This is a genomic window from Pseudomonas koreensis (genome assembly GCF_025447595.1).
In the GTDB taxonomy this organism is placed as follows: Bacteria; Pseudomonadota; Gammaproteobacteria; order Pseudomonadales; family Pseudomonadaceae; genus Aquipseudomonas; species Aquipseudomonas koreensis_H.
On sequence record NZ_JAOEJU010000004.1, the window covers coordinates 45,045 to 60,405 of the forward strand.

Annotated in this window: 17 protein-coding genes; 11 read left to right on the top strand and 6 right to left on the bottom strand. The window is 61.3% G+C overall.

Annotated elements, in window-relative coordinates; genetic code table 11:
• Nucleotides 1–67 precede the first annotated feature (67 nt).
• The 10 genes from N8H71_RS07690 (at nt 68) to N8H71_RS07735 (ending at nt 11,007) form a co-directional block, all read left to right on the top strand.
• Nucleotides 68–784 (top strand): FadR/GntR family transcriptional regulator, encoded by a 717-nt coding sequence (locus N8H71_RS07690; RefSeq protein ID WP_262193527.1) that lies wholly within the window; start codon nt 68–70, stop codon nt 782–784.
• Nucleotides 785–809: 25 nt separating this feature from the next.
• Nucleotides 810–1,685 carry an SMP-30/gluconolactonase/LRE family protein gene (locus N8H71_RS07695; protein ID WP_262193528.1) on the top strand — a complete coding sequence of 292 codons (876 nt, stop codon included), beginning with the start codon at nt 810–812 and terminating at the stop codon, nt 1,683–1,685.
• Between the two features lie 270 nt (nt 1,686–1,955).
• Nucleotides 1,956–2,774, top strand: a complete 819-nt coding sequence (locus tag N8H71_RS07700; protein ID WP_262193529.1) for an SDR family oxidoreductase — start codon at nt 1,956–1,958, stop codon at nt 2,772–2,774.
• A gap of 143 nt (nt 2,775–2,917) precedes the next feature.
• Nucleotides 2,918–3,922 (top strand): substrate-binding domain-containing protein, encoded by a 1,005-nt coding sequence (locus N8H71_RS07705; RefSeq protein ID WP_262193530.1) that lies wholly within the window; start codon nt 2,918–2,920, stop codon nt 3,920–3,922.
• 56 nt (nt 3,923–3,978) lie between these two features.
• Complete coding sequence (gene araG, locus N8H71_RS07710) at nt 3,979–5,523, top strand: L-arabinose ABC transporter ATP-binding protein AraG (RefSeq protein ID WP_007950823.1); 1,545 nt, start codon at nt 3,979–3,981, stop codon at nt 5,521–5,523.
• A gap of 12 nt (nt 5,524–5,535) precedes the next feature.
• Nucleotides 5,536–6,504 carry an L-arabinose ABC transporter permease AraH gene (araH, locus tag N8H71_RS07715; RefSeq protein ID WP_085697229.1) on the top strand — a complete coding sequence of 323 codons (969 nt, stop codon included), beginning with the start codon at nt 5,536–5,538 and terminating at the stop codon, nt 6,502–6,504.
• Between the two features lie 185 nt (nt 6,505–6,689).
• Nucleotides 6,690–7,403, top strand: a complete 714-nt coding sequence (locus N8H71_RS07720; RefSeq protein ID WP_262193531.1) for a GntR family transcriptional regulator — start codon at nt 6,690–6,692, stop codon at nt 7,401–7,403.
• Nucleotides 7,400–8,398: an ADP-ribosylglycohydrolase family protein gene (locus N8H71_RS07725; RefSeq protein WP_262193532.1), complete on the top strand. Its 999-nt coding sequence runs from the start codon at nt 7,400–7,402 to the stop codon at nt 8,396–8,398. The genes N8H71_RS07720 and N8H71_RS07725 overlap by 4 nt, the downstream gene beginning before the upstream one ends.
• 220 nt (nt 8,399–8,618) lie before the next feature.
• Nucleotides 8,619–10,085: a purine-cytosine permease family protein gene (locus N8H71_RS07730; RefSeq protein WP_085683520.1), complete on the top strand. Its 1,467-nt coding sequence runs from the start codon at nt 8,619–8,621 to the stop codon at nt 10,083–10,085.
• Nucleotides 10,078–11,007: a PfkB family carbohydrate kinase gene (locus tag N8H71_RS07735; protein WP_262193533.1), complete on the top strand. Its 930-nt coding sequence runs from the start codon at nt 10,078–10,080 to the stop codon at nt 11,005–11,007. The genes N8H71_RS07730 and N8H71_RS07735 overlap by 8 nt, the downstream gene beginning before the upstream one ends.
• Nucleotides 11,008–11,120: 113 nt before the next feature.
• Here the strand turns inward: N8H71_RS07735 and N8H71_RS07740 are convergent, their stop codons facing one another.
• The 5 genes from N8H71_RS07740 to N8H71_RS07760 form a co-directional block, all read right to left on the bottom strand.
• Nucleotides 11,121–11,303 (bottom strand): Rho termination factor N-terminal domain-containing protein, encoded by a 183-nt coding sequence (locus N8H71_RS07740; protein WP_262193534.1) that lies wholly within the window; start codon nt 11,301–11,303, stop codon nt 11,121–11,123.
• Nucleotides 11,304–11,339: 36 nt separating this feature from the next.
• Nucleotides 11,340–11,594 carry a hypothetical protein gene (locus N8H71_RS07745; protein ID WP_262193535.1) on the bottom strand — a complete coding sequence of 85 codons (255 nt, stop codon included), beginning with the start codon at nt 11,592–11,594 and terminating at the stop codon, nt 11,340–11,342.
• Between the two features lie 44 nt (nt 11,595–11,638).
• Nucleotides 11,639–11,971, bottom strand: coding sequence for a hypothetical protein (locus tag N8H71_RS07750; RefSeq protein ID WP_262193536.1), 333 nt, complete (start codon nt 11,969–11,971; stop codon nt 11,639–11,641).
• Nucleotides 11,972–12,053: 82 nt separating this feature from the next.
• Nucleotides 12,054–13,250, bottom strand: a complete 1,197-nt coding sequence (locus tag N8H71_RS07755; protein ID WP_262193537.1) for an MFS transporter — start codon at nt 13,248–13,250, stop codon at nt 12,054–12,056.
• A gap of 111 nt (nt 13,251–13,361) precedes the next feature.
• Nucleotides 13,362–14,015 (bottom strand): HD domain-containing protein, encoded by a 654-nt coding sequence (locus N8H71_RS07760; RefSeq protein WP_262193538.1) that lies wholly within the window; start codon nt 14,013–14,015, stop codon nt 13,362–13,364.
• Between the two features lie 228 nt (nt 14,016–14,243).
• Between N8H71_RS07760 and N8H71_RS07765 the strand changes: the two genes are divergently transcribed.
• A complete protein-coding gene (locus N8H71_RS07765; RefSeq protein ID WP_085607298.1) occupies nt 14,244–14,723 on the top strand; it encodes a GNAT family N-acetyltransferase in 480 nt (159 codons plus the stop codon).
• Nucleotides 14,724–14,726: 3 nt separating this feature from the next.
• Here the strand turns inward: N8H71_RS07765 and N8H71_RS07770 are convergent, their stop codons facing one another.
• Nucleotides 14,727–15,197 (bottom strand): hypothetical protein, encoded by a 471-nt coding sequence (locus tag N8H71_RS07770; RefSeq protein ID WP_262193539.1) that lies wholly within the window; start codon nt 15,195–15,197, stop codon nt 14,727–14,729.
• Nucleotides 15,198–15,361: the final 164 nt, after the last annotated feature.

Below are 15,361 nucleotides of genomic sequence, written 5' to 3' on the forward strand. Positions count from 1 at the left end.
TTGTCGTTGACTCTTAATCGTATGATGATTAGCGTGGACACCCACAGCGAACGGCGTCGGGGTGTCCATGTCGAGCAGTTTTCATGCATCAACGGTTGACTGGCTGGGCGCCTGGATTGCCACTGGCCAGGTCAAACCGGGGCAGGCGATCAAGGTCGAGGCCGATCTGGGCGAGCAGCTCGGTGTCAGTCGCACCGTGATCCGCGAAGCCATCAAGACCCTCGTCGCCAAAGGCATGCTCGAAGTCGGGCCGAAGGTCGGCACGCGGGTGCTGCCGATCAAGCGCTGGAACCTGTTCGATCCGCAAGTCGTGGGCTGGCTGTCACGCAGCGGCCTGCCGGAAAACTTCGTCGATGACCTGCTCGACCTGCGCCGGACCATCGAACCGATGGCAGTGCGCTGGGCCTGCGAGCGGGCAACCGTGGAACAGGTGCAAGCCGTGCAGCAGGCCTACAACGCGCTCGAGCGGGCAGTGGACAGCGGCATCGATTACAACCGCGCCGACCAGTTCTTCCACGAGTGCATTCTCGCTGCCAGCCACAATCAATTCATCGAGCAAATGGTGCCGGCCCTCGGTGCACTGCTCGCCGTGTCCTTCGAAGTTTCTGCGGCCGACCCCGATGAGTTACGCCGTACTCTACCCATCCACAAAGACATGGCCGACGCCATCGCCGCCCGGGATGCCGCGCGCGGGGTGTGGGCCTGCATGACCCTGATCGACAATGCCGACCTGGCCATCAAGCGGTTCTACCCGCAGGTAATGGCCGATAAAAAAGCCAGCTGAAAAAAACAACAAGACAGGAGGTTGCATGACGTGGACTGCGGTGACAGAGCATCGGGCGCAACTGGGCGAAGGCCCGTTCTGGGACGCCCCGACCCAGGTGCTGTACTGGGTGGACATCGCCGGCAAACAGGCGCTGCGCCTGATCGGGCAGAACGTGCAGATCTGGCAGATGCCGGAGCACGTCTCGGCGTTCATTCCCTGCGCGAGCGGCGACGCGCTGGTGACCCTGAGCAGCGGCGTCTACCGGCTCGATCTGGATTCACCCGGACTTGAGCCGAGACTGACGCTGTTCTGCGTCGCCGATCCGCAACCGGGCAACCGCGCCAACGAGGCACGTTGCGATGGCCAGGGCCGTTTGTGGCTCGGCACCATGCAAAACAACATCGGCGAGCAGGGCGAAGATCTGCCGATCACTCGTCGTTCCGGTGGGCTGTTCCGGGTTGATCCGGATAAAAGAGTCACGCCATTGCTGCGTGGCCTGGGCATTCCCAACACGTTGCTCTGGAGCGACGACGGCACCACGCTGCTGTTCGGCGACAGCCTCGACAGCACCCTGTACCGCTATTTCATCCACACCGACGGCAACCTCGACACGGCCCAACCTTGGTATGGCGCCGATCAGCACGGTGGCCCGGACGGTTCGGCGATGGACGCCGAGGGCTACATCTGGAACGCCCGCTGGGACGGCAGCTGCCTGCTGCGTCTGACACCGGATGGCCAGGTCGACCGCAAGATCGACTTGCCGATCAGTCGTCCGACCAGTTGCGTATTCGGCGGCGCGGACCTGAAAACCCTGTACATCACCAGCGCCAAAAGTCCGCTGAACCACCCGTTGGACGGTGCAGTGCTGTCGCTGCAGGTGGATGTCACCGGAAAGCTCTGCACGCGATTCGCCAGTTAAATCCCAAAATATGGGATGCAAAATTATATATTGAGATTATTCGGCGGTCGGGTTTATAGTCGGCTCCAGCAGTAACACGCACTCACACTTAAAAAGAACAAAACAGGTGAAGTGATGCAGCGAATTTCCATCGCACTCCACAGCGGAGTCAGCGCTTCGGGCCGTTTCGGTGCCGCGGCGTGCGCTCGCCTGTTTTGTTCCAGAAGCCTTCCAGACCGGACATCGTCAGATGCCCGGTTTTTTTATGCTTTCGAACAGGAGTCCTGATTCATGGCTGAACCCCTTTCCTTGCCGCCGGTGCCCGAGCCACCGAAAGGTGAGCGCCTTAAAAACAAGGTTGTGCTGCTGACCGGCGCCGCCCAAGGCATCGGCGAAGCAATCGTCGCGACCTTCGCCTCGCAGCAGGCCAAACTGGTGATCAGCGATATCCAGGCTGAAAAGGTCGAGAAAGTCGCCGCGCACTGGCGCGAGCAGGGCGCCGACGTGCAAGCGATCAAGGCCGACGTATCGCGTCAGCAGGATCTGCACGCGATGGCCAAACTGGCCATCGAGCTGCACGGTCGCATCGACGTGCTGGTCAATTGCGCCGGGGTCAACGTGTTCCGCGATCCGCTGCAAATGACCGAAGAAGACTGGCATCGCTGCTTCGCCATCGACCTCGATGGCGCCTGGTACGGCTGCAAAGCCGTGTTGCCACAGATGATCGAACAAGGCATCGGCAGCATCATCAACATTGCCTCGACCCATTCCACCCACATCATTCCCGGCTGCTTCCCGTACCCGGTGGCCAAGCATGGCCTGCTCGGGCTGACCCGCGCGTTGGGCATCGAGTACGCACCGAAAGGTATTCGCGTCAACGCGATTGCGCCGGGCTACATCGAAACCCAGCTCAACGTCGATTACTGGAACGGCTTCGCCGACCCGCATGCCGAACGCCAGCGCGCCTTCGATCTGCACCCACCGAAACGCATCGGCCAGCCGATTGAAGTGGCGATGACCGCCGTGTTCCTGGCCAGTGATGACGCGCCGTTCATCAACGCCTCGTGCATCACCATCGATGGTGGTCGCTCGGTGATGTACCACGACTGAAAAAGCGGATTTCAGGTGGCAAGGTCCGCCTGAAATCCAATCATCATACGATATGACTATTGTCGTCATGATTCGCGGGAAACGCTTCGACCGCTGTAACGCTTTTCAAATAACGCTCAAGAAAAATAACAAGGAGTCTGCTTATGAAACGTCGTTTCGGGATTCGTACCCTGTGCAGTACCGCGCTGGCGGTCACTGCGTTCAGCCTGAGCAGTTCGCTGCTGGCCGCTGACCCTGTGAAGATCGGTTTCCTGGTCAAGCAGGCCGAAGAGCCGTGGTTCCAGACTGAATGGGCCTTCGCCGAGAAAGCTGCCAAGGACAAAGGCTTCGAGCTGATCAAGATCGCCGTACCGGACGGCGAGAAAACCCTCTCGGCCATCGACAGCCTCGCGGCCAACGGCGCCAAGGGCTTCGTCATCTGCCCGCCGGACGTGTCCCTCGGCCCGGCGATCATGGCCAAGGCCAAACTCAATGACCTGAAAGTCATCGCCGTCGACGACCGCTTCGTCGACGCCAATGGCAAGTTCATGGAGGACGTGCCGTACCTCGGCATGGCCGCGTTCGAAGTCGGCCAGAAGCAGGGCGCCGCCATGGCCGCCGAGGCGAAAAAGCGTAACTGGGACTGGAAAGACACCTACGCGGTGGTCAACACCTACAACGAACTCGACACCGGCAAAAAGCGCACCGACGGCTCGATGAAGGCGCTCGAAGACGCGGGCATGCCGAAAGATCACATTCTGACTGCCGCTCTGAAAACCCTCGACGTACCGGGCAGCATGGACGCCACCAACTCGGCGCTGGTCAAGCTGCCGGGCGCGGCGAAGAACCTGATCATCGGCGGCATGAACGACAACACCGTGCTGGGCGGCGTGCGCGCCACCGAAGCCGCCGGGTTTGCCGCCGCCAATGTGATCGGCATCGGCATCAACGGTACCGACGCGATCGGCGAGCTGAAAAAGCCCAACAGCGGCTTCTACGGTTCGATGCTGCCAAGCCCGCACATCGAGGGCTACAACACCGCGAGCATGATGTACGAGTGGGTCACCACTGGCAAAGAACCACCGAAGTACACCGCGATGGACGACGTCACCCTGATCACCCGCGACGACTTCAAGCAGGAGCTGGAGAAGATCGGCCTGTGGAACTGACGGCAGCGGCGGCCCGGGCAGCCGGGCCGCTCGAACGGTGTGATGAGGTGGTTTAAATGCACGCGCAAGTACAGACACAAGAACACAGCGCCAGCGGGAGCCTGCGTTTCAACGGGATCGGCAAGACCTTCCCGGGCGTAAAGGCGCTGGACGGCATCAGTTTCGTCGCTCACCCCGGGCAGGTGCACGCCTTGATGGGCGAGAACGGCGCCGGCAAATCGACCCTGCTGAAGATCCTCGGCGGCGCCTACATTCCGAGCAGCGGCGAGCTGCAGATCGGCGAACGGACGATGGCCTTCAAGTCCACCGCCGACAGCATCGGCAGCGGCGTGGCGGTGATTCACCAAGAGCTGCATCTGGTGCCGGAAATGACCGTAGCCGAGAACCTGTTTCTCGGTCACCTGCCGGCCAGCTTCGGCTTGATCAATCGCGGCGCGCTGCGCCAGCAAGCTCTGGCTTGTCTTAAAGGTCTGGCCGATGAAATCGACCCGCAGACCAAGGTCGGACGCCTGTCCCTCGGCCAGCGGCAACTGGTGGAAATCGCCAAGGCGCTGTCCCGTGGCGCCCATGTGATTGCCTTCGATGAACCGACCAGCAGCCTCTCGGCGCGGGAAATCGATCGGCTGATGGCGATCATCGGTCGGCTGCGTGACGAGGGCAAAGTGGTGCTCTACGTCTCCCATCGCATGGAAGAAGTGTTCCGCATTTGCGACGCGGTGACGGTGTTCAAGGATGGTCGTTACGTGCGCACGTTCGATGACATGAGCCAGTTGACCCACGATCAACTGGTGACCTGCATGGTCGGGCGCGACATTCAGGATATCTACGACTATCGCGGTCGCCCCCGTGGCGCGGTGGCGCTGAGAGTCGATGGCTTGCTCGGCCCGGGCCTGCGCGAGCCGATCAGTTTCGATGCGCACAAAGGCGAGATTTTGGGCCTGTTTGGGCTGGTCGGAGCAGGGCGCACCGAGCTGTTCCGGTTGCTCAGTGGGCTGGAACGCAACACCGCCGGACGCCTGGAATTGCGCGGCCATGAACTGAAACTGCGTTCGCCTCGCGACGCGATTGCCGCCGGGATTCTGTTGTGTCCGGAGGATCGCAAGAAGGAAGGCATCATCCCGCTGGCCAGCGTTGCCGAGAACATCAACATCAGTGCACGGGGGGCGAACTCCGGGCTCGGTTGCCTGCTGCGCGGGATCTGGGAAAAGGGCAACGCCGACAAACAGATCAAGGCCCTGAAAGTGAAAACGCCCCACGCCGGGCAACAGATCAAGTTCCTCTCCGGTGGCAATCAGCAGAAGGCGATTCTCGGCCGCTGGCTGTCGATGCCGATGAAGGTCCTGCTGCTCGACGAACCGACCCGGGGCATCGACATCGGCGCCAAGGCCGAGATCTACCAGATCATTCATAACCTGGCCGCCGACGGTATTTCGGTGATCGTGGTGTCCAGCGATCTGATGGAAGTGATGGGCATTTCCGACCGCATTCTGGTGCTGTGCGAGGGCGCCCTGCGTGGCGAAGTCAGCCGCGACCAGGCCAATGAATCCAACCTGCTGCAACTGGCTTTGCCGCGCCACCGCGCTGACGGCGTGGCGAACTGAGAGGTGACTATGATGACAACCCAAAACGAAACCCTGCCGACCGCGCGCAAACCTCTGGATATGCGGCGCTTTCTTGATGACTGGGTGATGTTGCTGGCGGCGGTCGGCATTTTTCTCGCCTGCACCTTGTTGATCGACAACTTCCTCTCGCCGCTGAACATGCGCGGTCTGGGCCTGGCGATTTCCACCACCGGGATTGCCGCGTGCACCATGTTGTATTGCCTGGCGTCGGGGCATTTCGATTTGTCGGTGGGGTCGGTGATTGCCTGCGCCGGGGTGGTTGCGGCGGTGGTTATGCGCGACACCAACAGCGTGTTTCTCGGTGTCAGCGCCGCGCTGGTGATGGGCCTGATCGTCGGGCTGATCAACGGTATCGTGATCGCCAAGTTGCGGGTCAATGCGCTGATCACGACGTTGGCGACCATGCAGATCGTCCGTGGCCTGGCCTACATTTTTGCCAACGGCAAAGCGGTGGGCGTGTCCCAGGAATCGTTCTTCGTGTTCGGCAACGGCCAGCTGTTCGGCGTGCCGGTACCGATCCTGATCACCATCGTCTGCTTCCTGTTTTTCGGCTGGTTGCTGAACTACACGACTTACGGGCGCAACACCATGGCCATCGGTGGCAACCAGGAAGCGGCGTTGCTGGCGGGGGTGAATGTTGATCGCACGAAAATCATCATCTTTGCGGTGCATGGCGTGATCGGTGCGCTGGCGGGGGTGATTCTGGCTTCGCGGATGACTTCGGGTCAGCCGATGATCGGGCAGGGGTTCGAGCTGACGGTGATTTCGGCTTGCGTGCTGGGCGGGGTATCGCTGAGTGGCGGGATCGGGATGATTCGGCATGTGATTGCCGGGGTGCTGATTCTGGCGATCATCGAGAATGCAATGAACCTGAAGAATATCGACACGTTTTATCAGTACGTGATTCGGGGTTCGATTCTGCTGTTGGCTGTGGTTATCGACCGACTCAAGCAACGGTAATCCGCAATACCCTGTGGGAGCGAGCTTGCTCGCGATAGCGGTAGATCCGGCACTTTGATGTTGGATGTGCAGGCCTTATCGCGAGCAAGCTCGCTCCCACAGTTCATCCTGTCTGCCGAACCTTCCGTCACTTCCAGATAAATACTCCTTGCTCGTCCTGTCTTGTTTCGGTTATCACTTTGTACATGATTAGACAGGTACGATTTGACAAGAAACAACGGGTGGTCAACGAACTCATCCGGCGCATCGAAAGCGGCCTCCTGGAGGACGGCTTTCTGTTGCCCGGTGAGCATCAGTTGGCTCAGGAATTCAACGTCAGCCGTGGCACGTTGCGCGAAGCGCTGGCCGAACTTAAGCGGCGCAACTACATCGCCACGCAAAGTGGAGTCGGTTCTATTGTCACTTTCGACGGCGTGGTGCTCGACCAGCAAAGCGGCTGGGCCCAGGCGCTGGCCGATAGCGGGGCGCTGATCAACACTGAAGTGCTGTGTCTGGAAGCCGTGACTCGCGAGGATCTGCTGCCGCGTTTCGGTTCCGATCAATTCATTCTGCTCGAACGTCGCCGCCGTTCCAACGACGGCACGGCGGTGTCCCTTGAACGCTCTCTGATGCCCGCGAGCGGAGGCCTGGAAAGCCTGCCGCGAGTCGGCCTGATCGACAATTCACTGACCATCACCCTGGCCGCTTACGGCTACGTCGGCGAGCGCGGCGATCAATGGATCGGCGCCGAACCGCTCAACGCCGTGGACGCCGAACTGCTCGGCCGCGCTGAGGGCACGGTGTTCCTCAAGGCATTGCGCACCACCTACGACCGGCAAAACCGTTTCATGGAACAGGTCGAAAGCCTGCTCGACCCGGTGCATTTCCGTCTGCACCTGCAATTTGGAGAATCGAAATGACCGCCCTCGACCGTGCCCTGGGCGCGTTTTACGGCCTGGCACTCGGCGATGCGCTGGGTATGCCGACCCAATCCCTGAACCGCGAAACGATCAAGCAGCGCTTCGGCCAGATCACCGATCTGCAAGACGCCGGCCCCTTGCAACCGATTGCCGCGAATATGCCCAAGGGCTCGATCACCGATGACACCGAACAGGCGATTCTGGTCGGCGAGTTGCTGGTCGAAGGCAAAGGCCGGATCGAGCCCGCGGTGCTCGCGCAGCGGCTGATCGAATGGGAAGCCGAGATGCAGGCCAAGGGCTCGCAGGACTTGCTCGGCCCGTCGACCAAACGTGCGATCGAAATGATCCTCGCCGGCCATTCGCCGGAAGAGGCCGGGCGCTACGGCACCACCAACGGCGCAGCGATGCGCATCACCCCGGTGGGAATCGCCGCCGATGTCGCCGATCCCGAGCGCTTTATCGCGGCGGTGGTGCAGGCGTGTCAGGTCACTCACAACACCACGCTGGGGATTTCCAGTGCGGCGGCGGTGGCGGCGGTGGTCTCGGCCGGCATCAACGGTCTGGATCTGGGCGAGGCGCTGAACCTCGGCCAACAGATCGCCCAGCAAGCGGAGTCTCACGGTCACTGGGTGGCCGGTGGGCGCATCGCCTCGCGGATCAGTTGGGCGCGCAGCATCAGTGTCGAAAGCGACCCAGTGTTGCTCGCGGATCTGCTGTACGACGTGATCGGCACTTCGGTGGCCTCGCAGGAATCGGTGGTGGTGTCGTTCGCCCTTGCGCAGCAAGTCGCGGTCGGTGAAATGACGCCGTTCGATGCGCTGTGCATGGCCGCGAGCCTGGGTGGCGACACCGACACCATCGCCGCGATTCTCGGCGCCATGCTCGGGGCCTGCCTGGGCCTGCAGAGTTGGCCGGCGCCGATGATTGAAACGGTGAAGGCCGTCAACGATCTGGAGCTTGAGCCGTTGGTGACAGGGCTGTTGGCCTTGCGCTGATTGAACTGACGCCTTCGCGAGCAAGCTCGCTCCCACAGGGACAGTGCAATCTCAAGGTTCACTTCGAACCTGTGGGAGCGAGCTTGCTCGCGAAAGGCGCACCACAAAACCTGAATATTCACCCGCAATGGATCGCGCAGACAGGCCCAGGAAGGGCGGGATGTCTTGTCGTTCTGCGTCATTGCCACAACCACAATAAAGGCAAACAGGAGCATTTTTCATGAGTTCATCGAACGCCGGGCAAAGCGCCGGGCAACTGGAAACCCGGGGCATCGAACCGGTGCCGGAAGGCGAGTGCAACGGCCATCCGCTGCAACTGTTCTGGGTCTGGTTCGCTGCCAATATTTCCATCCTCGGCCTGCCACTGGGCGCCACGCTGGTTGCGTTTCGCGGCCTGGCGATCTGGCAGGCGATCATCGTCGCCATCCTCGGCGCTGCCGGTTCGTTCGCGGTGGTGGGGATCATCTCGATTGCCGGTCGTCGCGGTCGTGCGCCGAGCCTGACCCTGTCGCGAGCGATCTTCGGTGTGCGCGGCAATATCGGCCCGACGCTGGTGTCGCTGATGTCGCGCCTGGGCTGGGAAACCGTCAACACCACCACCGCCGCGTTCGTGCTGTTGTCGTTGTGCTCGATCCTGTTCGGCTCACCGGTGGAAGCCAAAAGCGCACCGGTGCTGACCCTGATCTTCATCGCGATTTTCGTGCTGCTGACCCTGTCGGTGTCCGGCCTCGGCCACGCCACCTTGCTGGTGATCCAGAAGTGGGCGACCTACGTGTTCGGCGCGCTGAACATTCTGGTCGGCGGCTTCCTCTGCGCGACCATCGACTGGAGCGCGGTGTTCAACGCCACGCCGGCGCCGATGAGCGCGATGATCATCGGTATCGGCACCATGGCCGCCGGCACCGGGATCGGCTGGGCCAACGCCGGCGCCGACATGTCGCGCTATCAGCATCGCAGCGTCAAAGCCGTGCGCCTGGTGGCTTCGGCAGCGTTCGGCGCAGGGATTCCGCTGGTGTTGCTGATCACCCTCGGCGGCCTGCTGTCGGTGGGCAACAACGATCTGGCGTCGGCGACTGACCCGATCGTGGCGATCCGCGACATGCTGCCGACCTGGATGGCCGTGCCGTACCTGATCACCGCATTCGGTGGCCTGTTGCTGTCGAACAACCTGTCGGTGTATTCCGCCGGCCTGACCACGCTGACCCTCGGCCTGAAGGTCAAGCGCGTGTACGCGGTGGTGGTCGACATCGTCGCGATCTTCGCCGGTTCGATCTACTTCATGCTGATCGCCGACAGCTTCTACGGCCCGTTCATCACCTTCATTTCCCTGCTGGCCGTGCCGATTACTGCGTGGGTCGGGATCTTCGTCGTCGACCTGATTCACCGTCACTACTACAGCCCGAAAGACCTGCTCGACGTCAGCCCGAGCAGCGCCTACTGGTACAGCGGGGGCATCGAGTGGCGCGCGTTCGGCGCGTGGGCGATTGCGATCGTGCTGGGTTTCAGTTTCACCACCATCGGCACCACCGCCGAGAACGTCTGGTTCAAGGGCTTTCTGTCCGATTCGTGGCTGGGCCACAACGGCCTTGGCTGGATCGTGACCTTTGTGGTCGCCGGCGGCATTTACTTCGTACTCGGCGGGGCGAGAGATCGCCGCGCTGCGCAATCCGAGAATGCTCATGCCTAAGATGTTGCACACCGGCCAGGTCATCATCGACCTGGTCATGGCCGTTGATGCGCTGCCCCAAATCGGCGGTGACGTGCTGGCGCAGTCCGCCAGTTTCGAAGCCGGCGGCGGCTTCAATGTGATGGCCGCCGCCGCGCGTAACGGCTTGCCGGTGGTCTACCTCGGTCGCCACGGCAACGGCCGTTTCGGCGATCTGGCGCGGCAGGCGATGAATGCTGAAGGCATCCGCATCGGCATCGAACAGCCTGCAGAGCGCGACACTGGTATCTGCGTGGCGCTGACCGATGCGTCGGCCGAGCGCAGTTTCATTTCCTACATCGGCGCCGAAGGCGAGGTGACGGCGGCGGAGCTGAATAGCGTCGCCGCCGAGGCGGGGGACTACGTCTACGTCAGCGGCTACAGCCTGTTGCACCGCGGCAAGGCCCAGGCGTTGCTGGACTGGATGCTGGCGTTGCCGAAGACAATCAACGTGGTGTTCGACCCGGGCCCACTGGTGGAGTCGCCGGACTCACCGATGATGCAGGCGTTGCTGCCGCGCATCGACGTGTGGACCAGCAACAGCGTCGAGGCGCTGCGTTTCACTGACGCGGCGGACATCGAAACCGCGTTGGACCGGCTAACCGTGCACCTGCCACAGGATGTGCTGATGGTCGTGCGCGACGGCCCGCAGGGTTGCTGGATTCATCAGCGCGGCGGACGTCGGCATGTGCCGGGTTTCAAGGTTCAGGCGGTCGACAGCAACGGTGCGGGTGATGCGCATGCCGGGGTGTTTGTGGCCGGTCTGGCGCAAGGTCTGGCGGCTGATGAAGCCGCGAGGCGCGCCAACGCCGCAGCCGCGTTGGCCGTCACCCGCTGGGGCCCGGCGACCTCACCGGGCACTGCCGAAGTCGATGCATTAATCCTTGAAACTTGCGATCACTGATCGATCGCTTTCGCGAGCAGGCTCGCTCCCACACAGGAACTGTTGTGTTCACCCATACCCTGTGGGAGCGAGCTTGCTCGCGAAGGGTCCAGAGATTCGGCACAAGGCCTGATTCAACTCGCCTTGCGCAACGCCGCAATCAACTCATCCTTACGCATCGAAGAGCGCCCGGGAATCTTCCGCTCCCGCGCCTCGGCTTCATCTTTCGATATGCCTTTCTTTTCGTAACTGTCTTCGATGTGCGCGGCCTTGCGCTTTTGCTCGGTGGTGTATTTGGCTTTGCTTCCACGAGGCATTGGATTTCTCCTTGCACCAGATTTTGAGTACGCGGGTCAGCTGTCGAGCTTGCGGGCCGCTTCCACGCCGGCGGCACTGAGTTTGATGGGCAGGTTCAATGAGTGCTCGCCTGCTTCGTTGCAGGTCACATGGCCATGGTGGATGAGTCCACGTTCCTGCAGTGCGGCGAGGGCGCTGGCCACGACTTTCTCGCCCCGATAATTGTCCAGCACTTCCTTGCCCAGTCCGTTTGGATGGGCGTGCAGCAAACGGGTGAGAACTTCTTTTTCCAGGTTTTTATCGTCGTTCATGGTTACCTCTTCCTGAATGTCGATCGGGCGTTGGAGTTGGCGATCTACTTTCCGGCACCTTCCGAGCCCGAGCCGCCCGTCGTGGTTTTCGAGTCGGTACCGGCTCCGGAGTTATCCGGCGGCAGGGGATTGCCGGAAGTACCACCCTGACGGCCAGGATCATTGCCCTGGGTGCGCGGGTCGGTGCCGGTAGCCGGTGGCAGGGCGCTTTCCACCCCTGAGCCGTCGGTGTTCATGCCAGGGGCACTCTGGATGGCTGGAGCTTTCGGTCGCTCGACCGGGTCGGTGGGACCGGTGCCGGCGGCGGTGGTGGCGGCAAACACCGCAGGACTGAGCAGTGTGGCGAATACGAGGGCAGTCAACCTTGACGAGATCATGGGGTGTCTCCAGTGATTGGAATCCTTACATGGTCTTGGTCTGCCCTCGCTCCGCAATGGTGCCTGATGGGCGACGAACGGTTCAGTTGGCCGGCGCGGTTTTGCCTTCGACCTGTCTCCACAGCAGGCGCCCGATCGTGATTAACCAGTTCGAAGTGGCCACCGCCAGCACGGTCAGCAGCAGCGTCGCCATGCCGTGCTCGACGATAATTTTCCCGGCCAGCAGCGGGAAGCCGAACACGCCGATGAAGTACGAAAGACTGAACAGCAGCAATGCCTGGGATGTGGCGCCGGCCGGCGCTTCGTTGGCCGCCAGTCCATTAATTACCGAGTAGGTAAGGCCGTAACCGACACCGAGCATCACCGCTGCCAGCAGATAGCTGAAACCACTTTGCACGCCGAACGCGAACAGCACGATCGAGCTGAGCATCAACCCCGACAACAGGCACGACGCGCGCAGCGGATCACGCTTGACCACATAGCCCGCGATCAACATCCGGCTGCTGATCGCAGCACTCATGAAGCCCAGGAAGAACAGCGAATAATCCAGCGAACGGGCGGCGGCATAGCTGGTCTGGAAACTCGACAGCCCGCCGAATACACAACCGCCGAGGCCGACCATGATGATCGGAAACACTGCGCGTGAACCGAGCACCTGTGTCGTCGCGTGCCAGCTGATTTTTGCCGCTGTCGGGGCTTGTGTACTTTTCAGGCGAGCACCGAGACGCCAGAACAACAGCACGCCGACCAGGCTCGCCGCAGCCGCCAGATAGAACGCCGACGTCACCGGCAACCCCAGCGCACTCGCCGCACGCCCGAGCAGCGGGCCGCTGCCGATCCCGGTCATCATGCTGCCGGATAGCAGCGCAAAGTATTTCGCCCGCTGCGCCGGGCTTACCAGACTGGCGACGATGATCGGCCCCAGCGTGTAGAACACGCCCCAGCCCAATCCGAGCAGCAAGCCGAAAAACAGCAGCCAATGGCCGAAGCCCGGCGTCATCGCAAACCCCAGACTCGCCGCCACCAGCAACAGCCCGAACAACGCGATCGAACGCGCCGCACCCAGCCAGTCGGACAGGTGTCCGGACACCAGCACCGCAACGAAGGTGCTGAGCATCGCCGCACTGATCACGCTGCCGGCATCGTGCTCGTTGCCGCCGCGAGAACCGATCAACAGCGAGAGCAAAAACGTCGAGCCGTAGGACAGCGACAACAGATAACTGGCGAGGCAGAACAGGCCGAACAGTTTGCCCGAGACCTGAGGTGTTGCTTGAGGCATGACGCGGTTCCTTGACCGAAAAAATTGAGCGTCATCTATCTATCACGTCATGCCTGCGGCTTAGGTCTGAGCTTGGTGATCTCAGGATCGTGAATGACCGGAGTAACACCTTCAGACCACGCCGATCTCTTCCTTGAACTGCTCCATGAAACCCTTCAGGCGTTGATGACGGATTTGCGCCAGACGCTGACCGGCAACGGTCTGGAAACCGTCGGCGAGGTGCAGCAGTTTGGTCTGGAAATGATCGAGGCAGAATCGCTTGTCGTCGTAGCCCCTTTCCCGGGCCTCGGGATCTTGCGGGTCGTACAGCGCGCTGCCCATGCGCCCGGCGGTGTAGAAGGTGCGGGCGACGCCGAGCATGCCGATGGAGTCGAGGCGGTCGGCGTCCTGCATCAGTCGCGCTTCGAGGGTAAGCGGGGTGATGTTGGCGGAAAAGCTGTGAGCTTCGATGGCGTGGATCACTGCACTGATTTTTTCTTCGGGCCAGCTCAGGTTTGCCAGCACCATTGATGCTTTTTCCGCTGCCAGACGCGATGCCTGTGAACGTAGCGGCGAGTTCTTTTCCACCGCGACGCAATCGTGCAGCAACACCGCCGCCAGCAGCACCTCAAGGTCGCCACCTTCCTCGACCTGCAAAGTGCGCACGTTGTGCCAGACCCGTTGCAGGTGCGATAGATCATGGGCGCCGTCCTCCGACGGTTCCAGCGCATGGGGCAGCAGTTCGGCGGCGAGTGAGGCCAGTGGTTCGAAAGCGATCGTGTTCATGCATGTCCTATAAAGCAGACAACAATCCTTGTGGGAGCGAGCTTGCTCGCGAAGACCTCGGCACAGGCAATACCTCCATCGACTGGCGGGACGCCTTCGTGAGCAAGCTCGCTCCCACACGGATCGCCGTGTTTCTGTGATTGAGTAGAGTAGTGTTTGCTTTGCCATGTGACGAGTGCCGCGCGCCGCCTTAGTATGGCGTTTTCCTTTTTCCGACAAGGCCCGTCCATGACGATCGAAATCCGCCCGGCGACCCCCAGCGATGCGCCGCAAATCCTCGCGTTCATCACTGAACTTGCAGACTTCGAAAAGGCCCGTCACGAAGTCATCGCCAGCGTCGCCGACATCGAACGCAGCCTGTTCAGCGAAGGCGCCACCGCCCATGGTCTGATCTGTCTGCGCGATGGCGTGCCGATCGGTTTCGCGGTGTTCTTCTTCAGCTATTCGACCTGGCTGGGCAGCAACTGCCTGTACCTCGAAGACCTCTACATAACCCCCGAACAACGCGGCGGCGGCGCCGGTAAAACCCTGCTGCGCCACCTCGCAAAAATTGCCTGCGCCAACGACTGCGGCCGCTTCGAATGGAGCGTGCTGGACTGGAACACCCCGGCCATCGAATTCTACAAATCCCTCGGCGCCCAGCCGCAGGAAGAGTGGGTGCGTTACCGCATGGACGGCAAGGTGTTGCGCGAGTTTGCCGAGGGCTGATCGTCAGGGCTTTTGCCTGGTTTTGGCCGTTTCCTCATCGGTCGATTCCCAATTGCCACTCAAAAGACCATCAAGTGCCTGACGTACGGAAATCTTGAAGGCTCCGGCCTTCCCTTCATCGAAGGCCGCTTTCCAATACTTGTAGCCCTGACTGAAATCCGGAATCTGCGCAGCCTCTCCCACGCGTCGGGTGAGGCTTTGTTGCAAGGCTTTGGCATGGAAGGGCAGATGAGGCATTTCATTGATTTCATTACCGGCCACCGGGTTGATCATGCGGATGCCGTCGACCCGGACGTGCACGACCTTGCCGTATGCCGGGTAGTCCTCGATTTTCAGGATGGTCAGCGTCGAGTGCTCTTCTCCCGACCGGGTCTTGTAGGCCCAGATATCACCTTCCTTCAATGATGGTGCAGCGCTGAGGACGGCGCTGAAGCAAAGTGCGCCCAGCAGCGCCAGCGTTTTCAGTATCTTCATTTTTCATCCTTGAGCATTCGAGAGCATGCGCCGCCGGGGGCGCGAGGCGGCATTTTAGAGCGTTGGTGGAGAAAATCTTGTCACACTTGTATATCCCACAATGTGGGAGTGATATTTATATATTGAGATTTTATCGTCACCGGGTTTATAGTCCGGCTCACTCA

Bases quoted from the DNA above. Each gene is read 5' to 3' on its own strand.
- N8H71_RS07770 (WP_262193539.1), bottom strand. From the start codon at position 15,197: ATGAAGATACTGAAAACGCTGGCGCTGCTGGGCGCACTTTGCTTCAGC.
- N8H71_RS07730 (WP_085683520.1), top strand. From the start codon at position 8,619: ATGAGTTCATCGAACGCCGGGCAAAGCGCCGGGCAACTGGAAACCCGG.
- araG (WP_007950823.1), top strand. From the start codon at position 3,979: ATGCACGCGCAAGTACAGACACAAGAACACAGCGCCAGCGGGAGCCTG.
- N8H71_RS07735 (WP_262193533.1), top strand. From the start codon at position 10,078: ATGCCTAAGATGTTGCACACCGGCCAGGTCATCATCGACCTGGTCATG.
- N8H71_RS07695 (WP_262193528.1), top strand. From the start codon at position 810: ATGACGTGGACTGCGGTGACAGAGCATCGGGCGCAACTGGGCGAAGGC.
- araH (WP_085697229.1), top strand. From the start codon at position 5,536: ATGACAACCCAAAACGAAACCCTGCCGACCGCGCGCAAACCTCTGGAT.
- N8H71_RS07750 (WP_262193536.1), bottom strand. From the start codon at position 11,971: ATGATCTCGTCAAGGTTGACTGCCCTCGTATTCGCCACACTGCTCAGT.
- N8H71_RS07740 (WP_262193534.1), bottom strand. From the start codon at position 11,303: ATGCCTCGTGGAAGCAAAGCCAAATACACCACCGAGCAAAAGCGCAAG.
- N8H71_RS07755 (WP_262193537.1), bottom strand. From the start codon at position 13,250: ATGCCTCAAGCAACACCTCAGGTCTCGGGCAAACTGTTCGGCCTGTTC.
- N8H71_RS07760 (WP_262193538.1), bottom strand. From the start codon at position 14,015: ATGAACACGATCGCTTTCGAACCACTGGCCTCACTCGCCGCCGAACTG.
- N8H71_RS07705 (WP_262193530.1), top strand. From the start codon at position 2,918: ATGAAACGTCGTTTCGGGATTCGTACCCTGTGCAGTACCGCGCTGGCG.
- N8H71_RS07690 (WP_262193527.1), top strand. From the start codon at position 68: ATGTCGAGCAGTTTTCATGCATCAACGGTTGACTGGCTGGGCGCCTGG.
- N8H71_RS07765 (WP_085607298.1), top strand. From the start codon at position 14,244: ATGACGATCGAAATCCGCCCGGCGACCCCCAGCGATGCGCCGCAAATC.
- N8H71_RS07745 (WP_262193535.1), bottom strand. From the start codon at position 11,594: ATGAACGACGATAAAAACCTGGAAAAAGAAGTTCTCACCCGTTTGCTG.
- N8H71_RS07725 (WP_262193532.1), top strand. From the start codon at position 7,400: ATGACCGCCCTCGACCGTGCCCTGGGCGCGTTTTACGGCCTGGCACTC.
- N8H71_RS07700 (WP_262193529.1), top strand. From the start codon at position 1,956: ATGGCTGAACCCCTTTCCTTGCCGCCGGTGCCCGAGCCACCGAAAGGT.
- N8H71_RS07720 (WP_262193531.1), top strand. From the start codon at position 6,690: ATGATTAGACAGGTACGATTTGACAAGAAACAACGGGTGGTCAACGAA.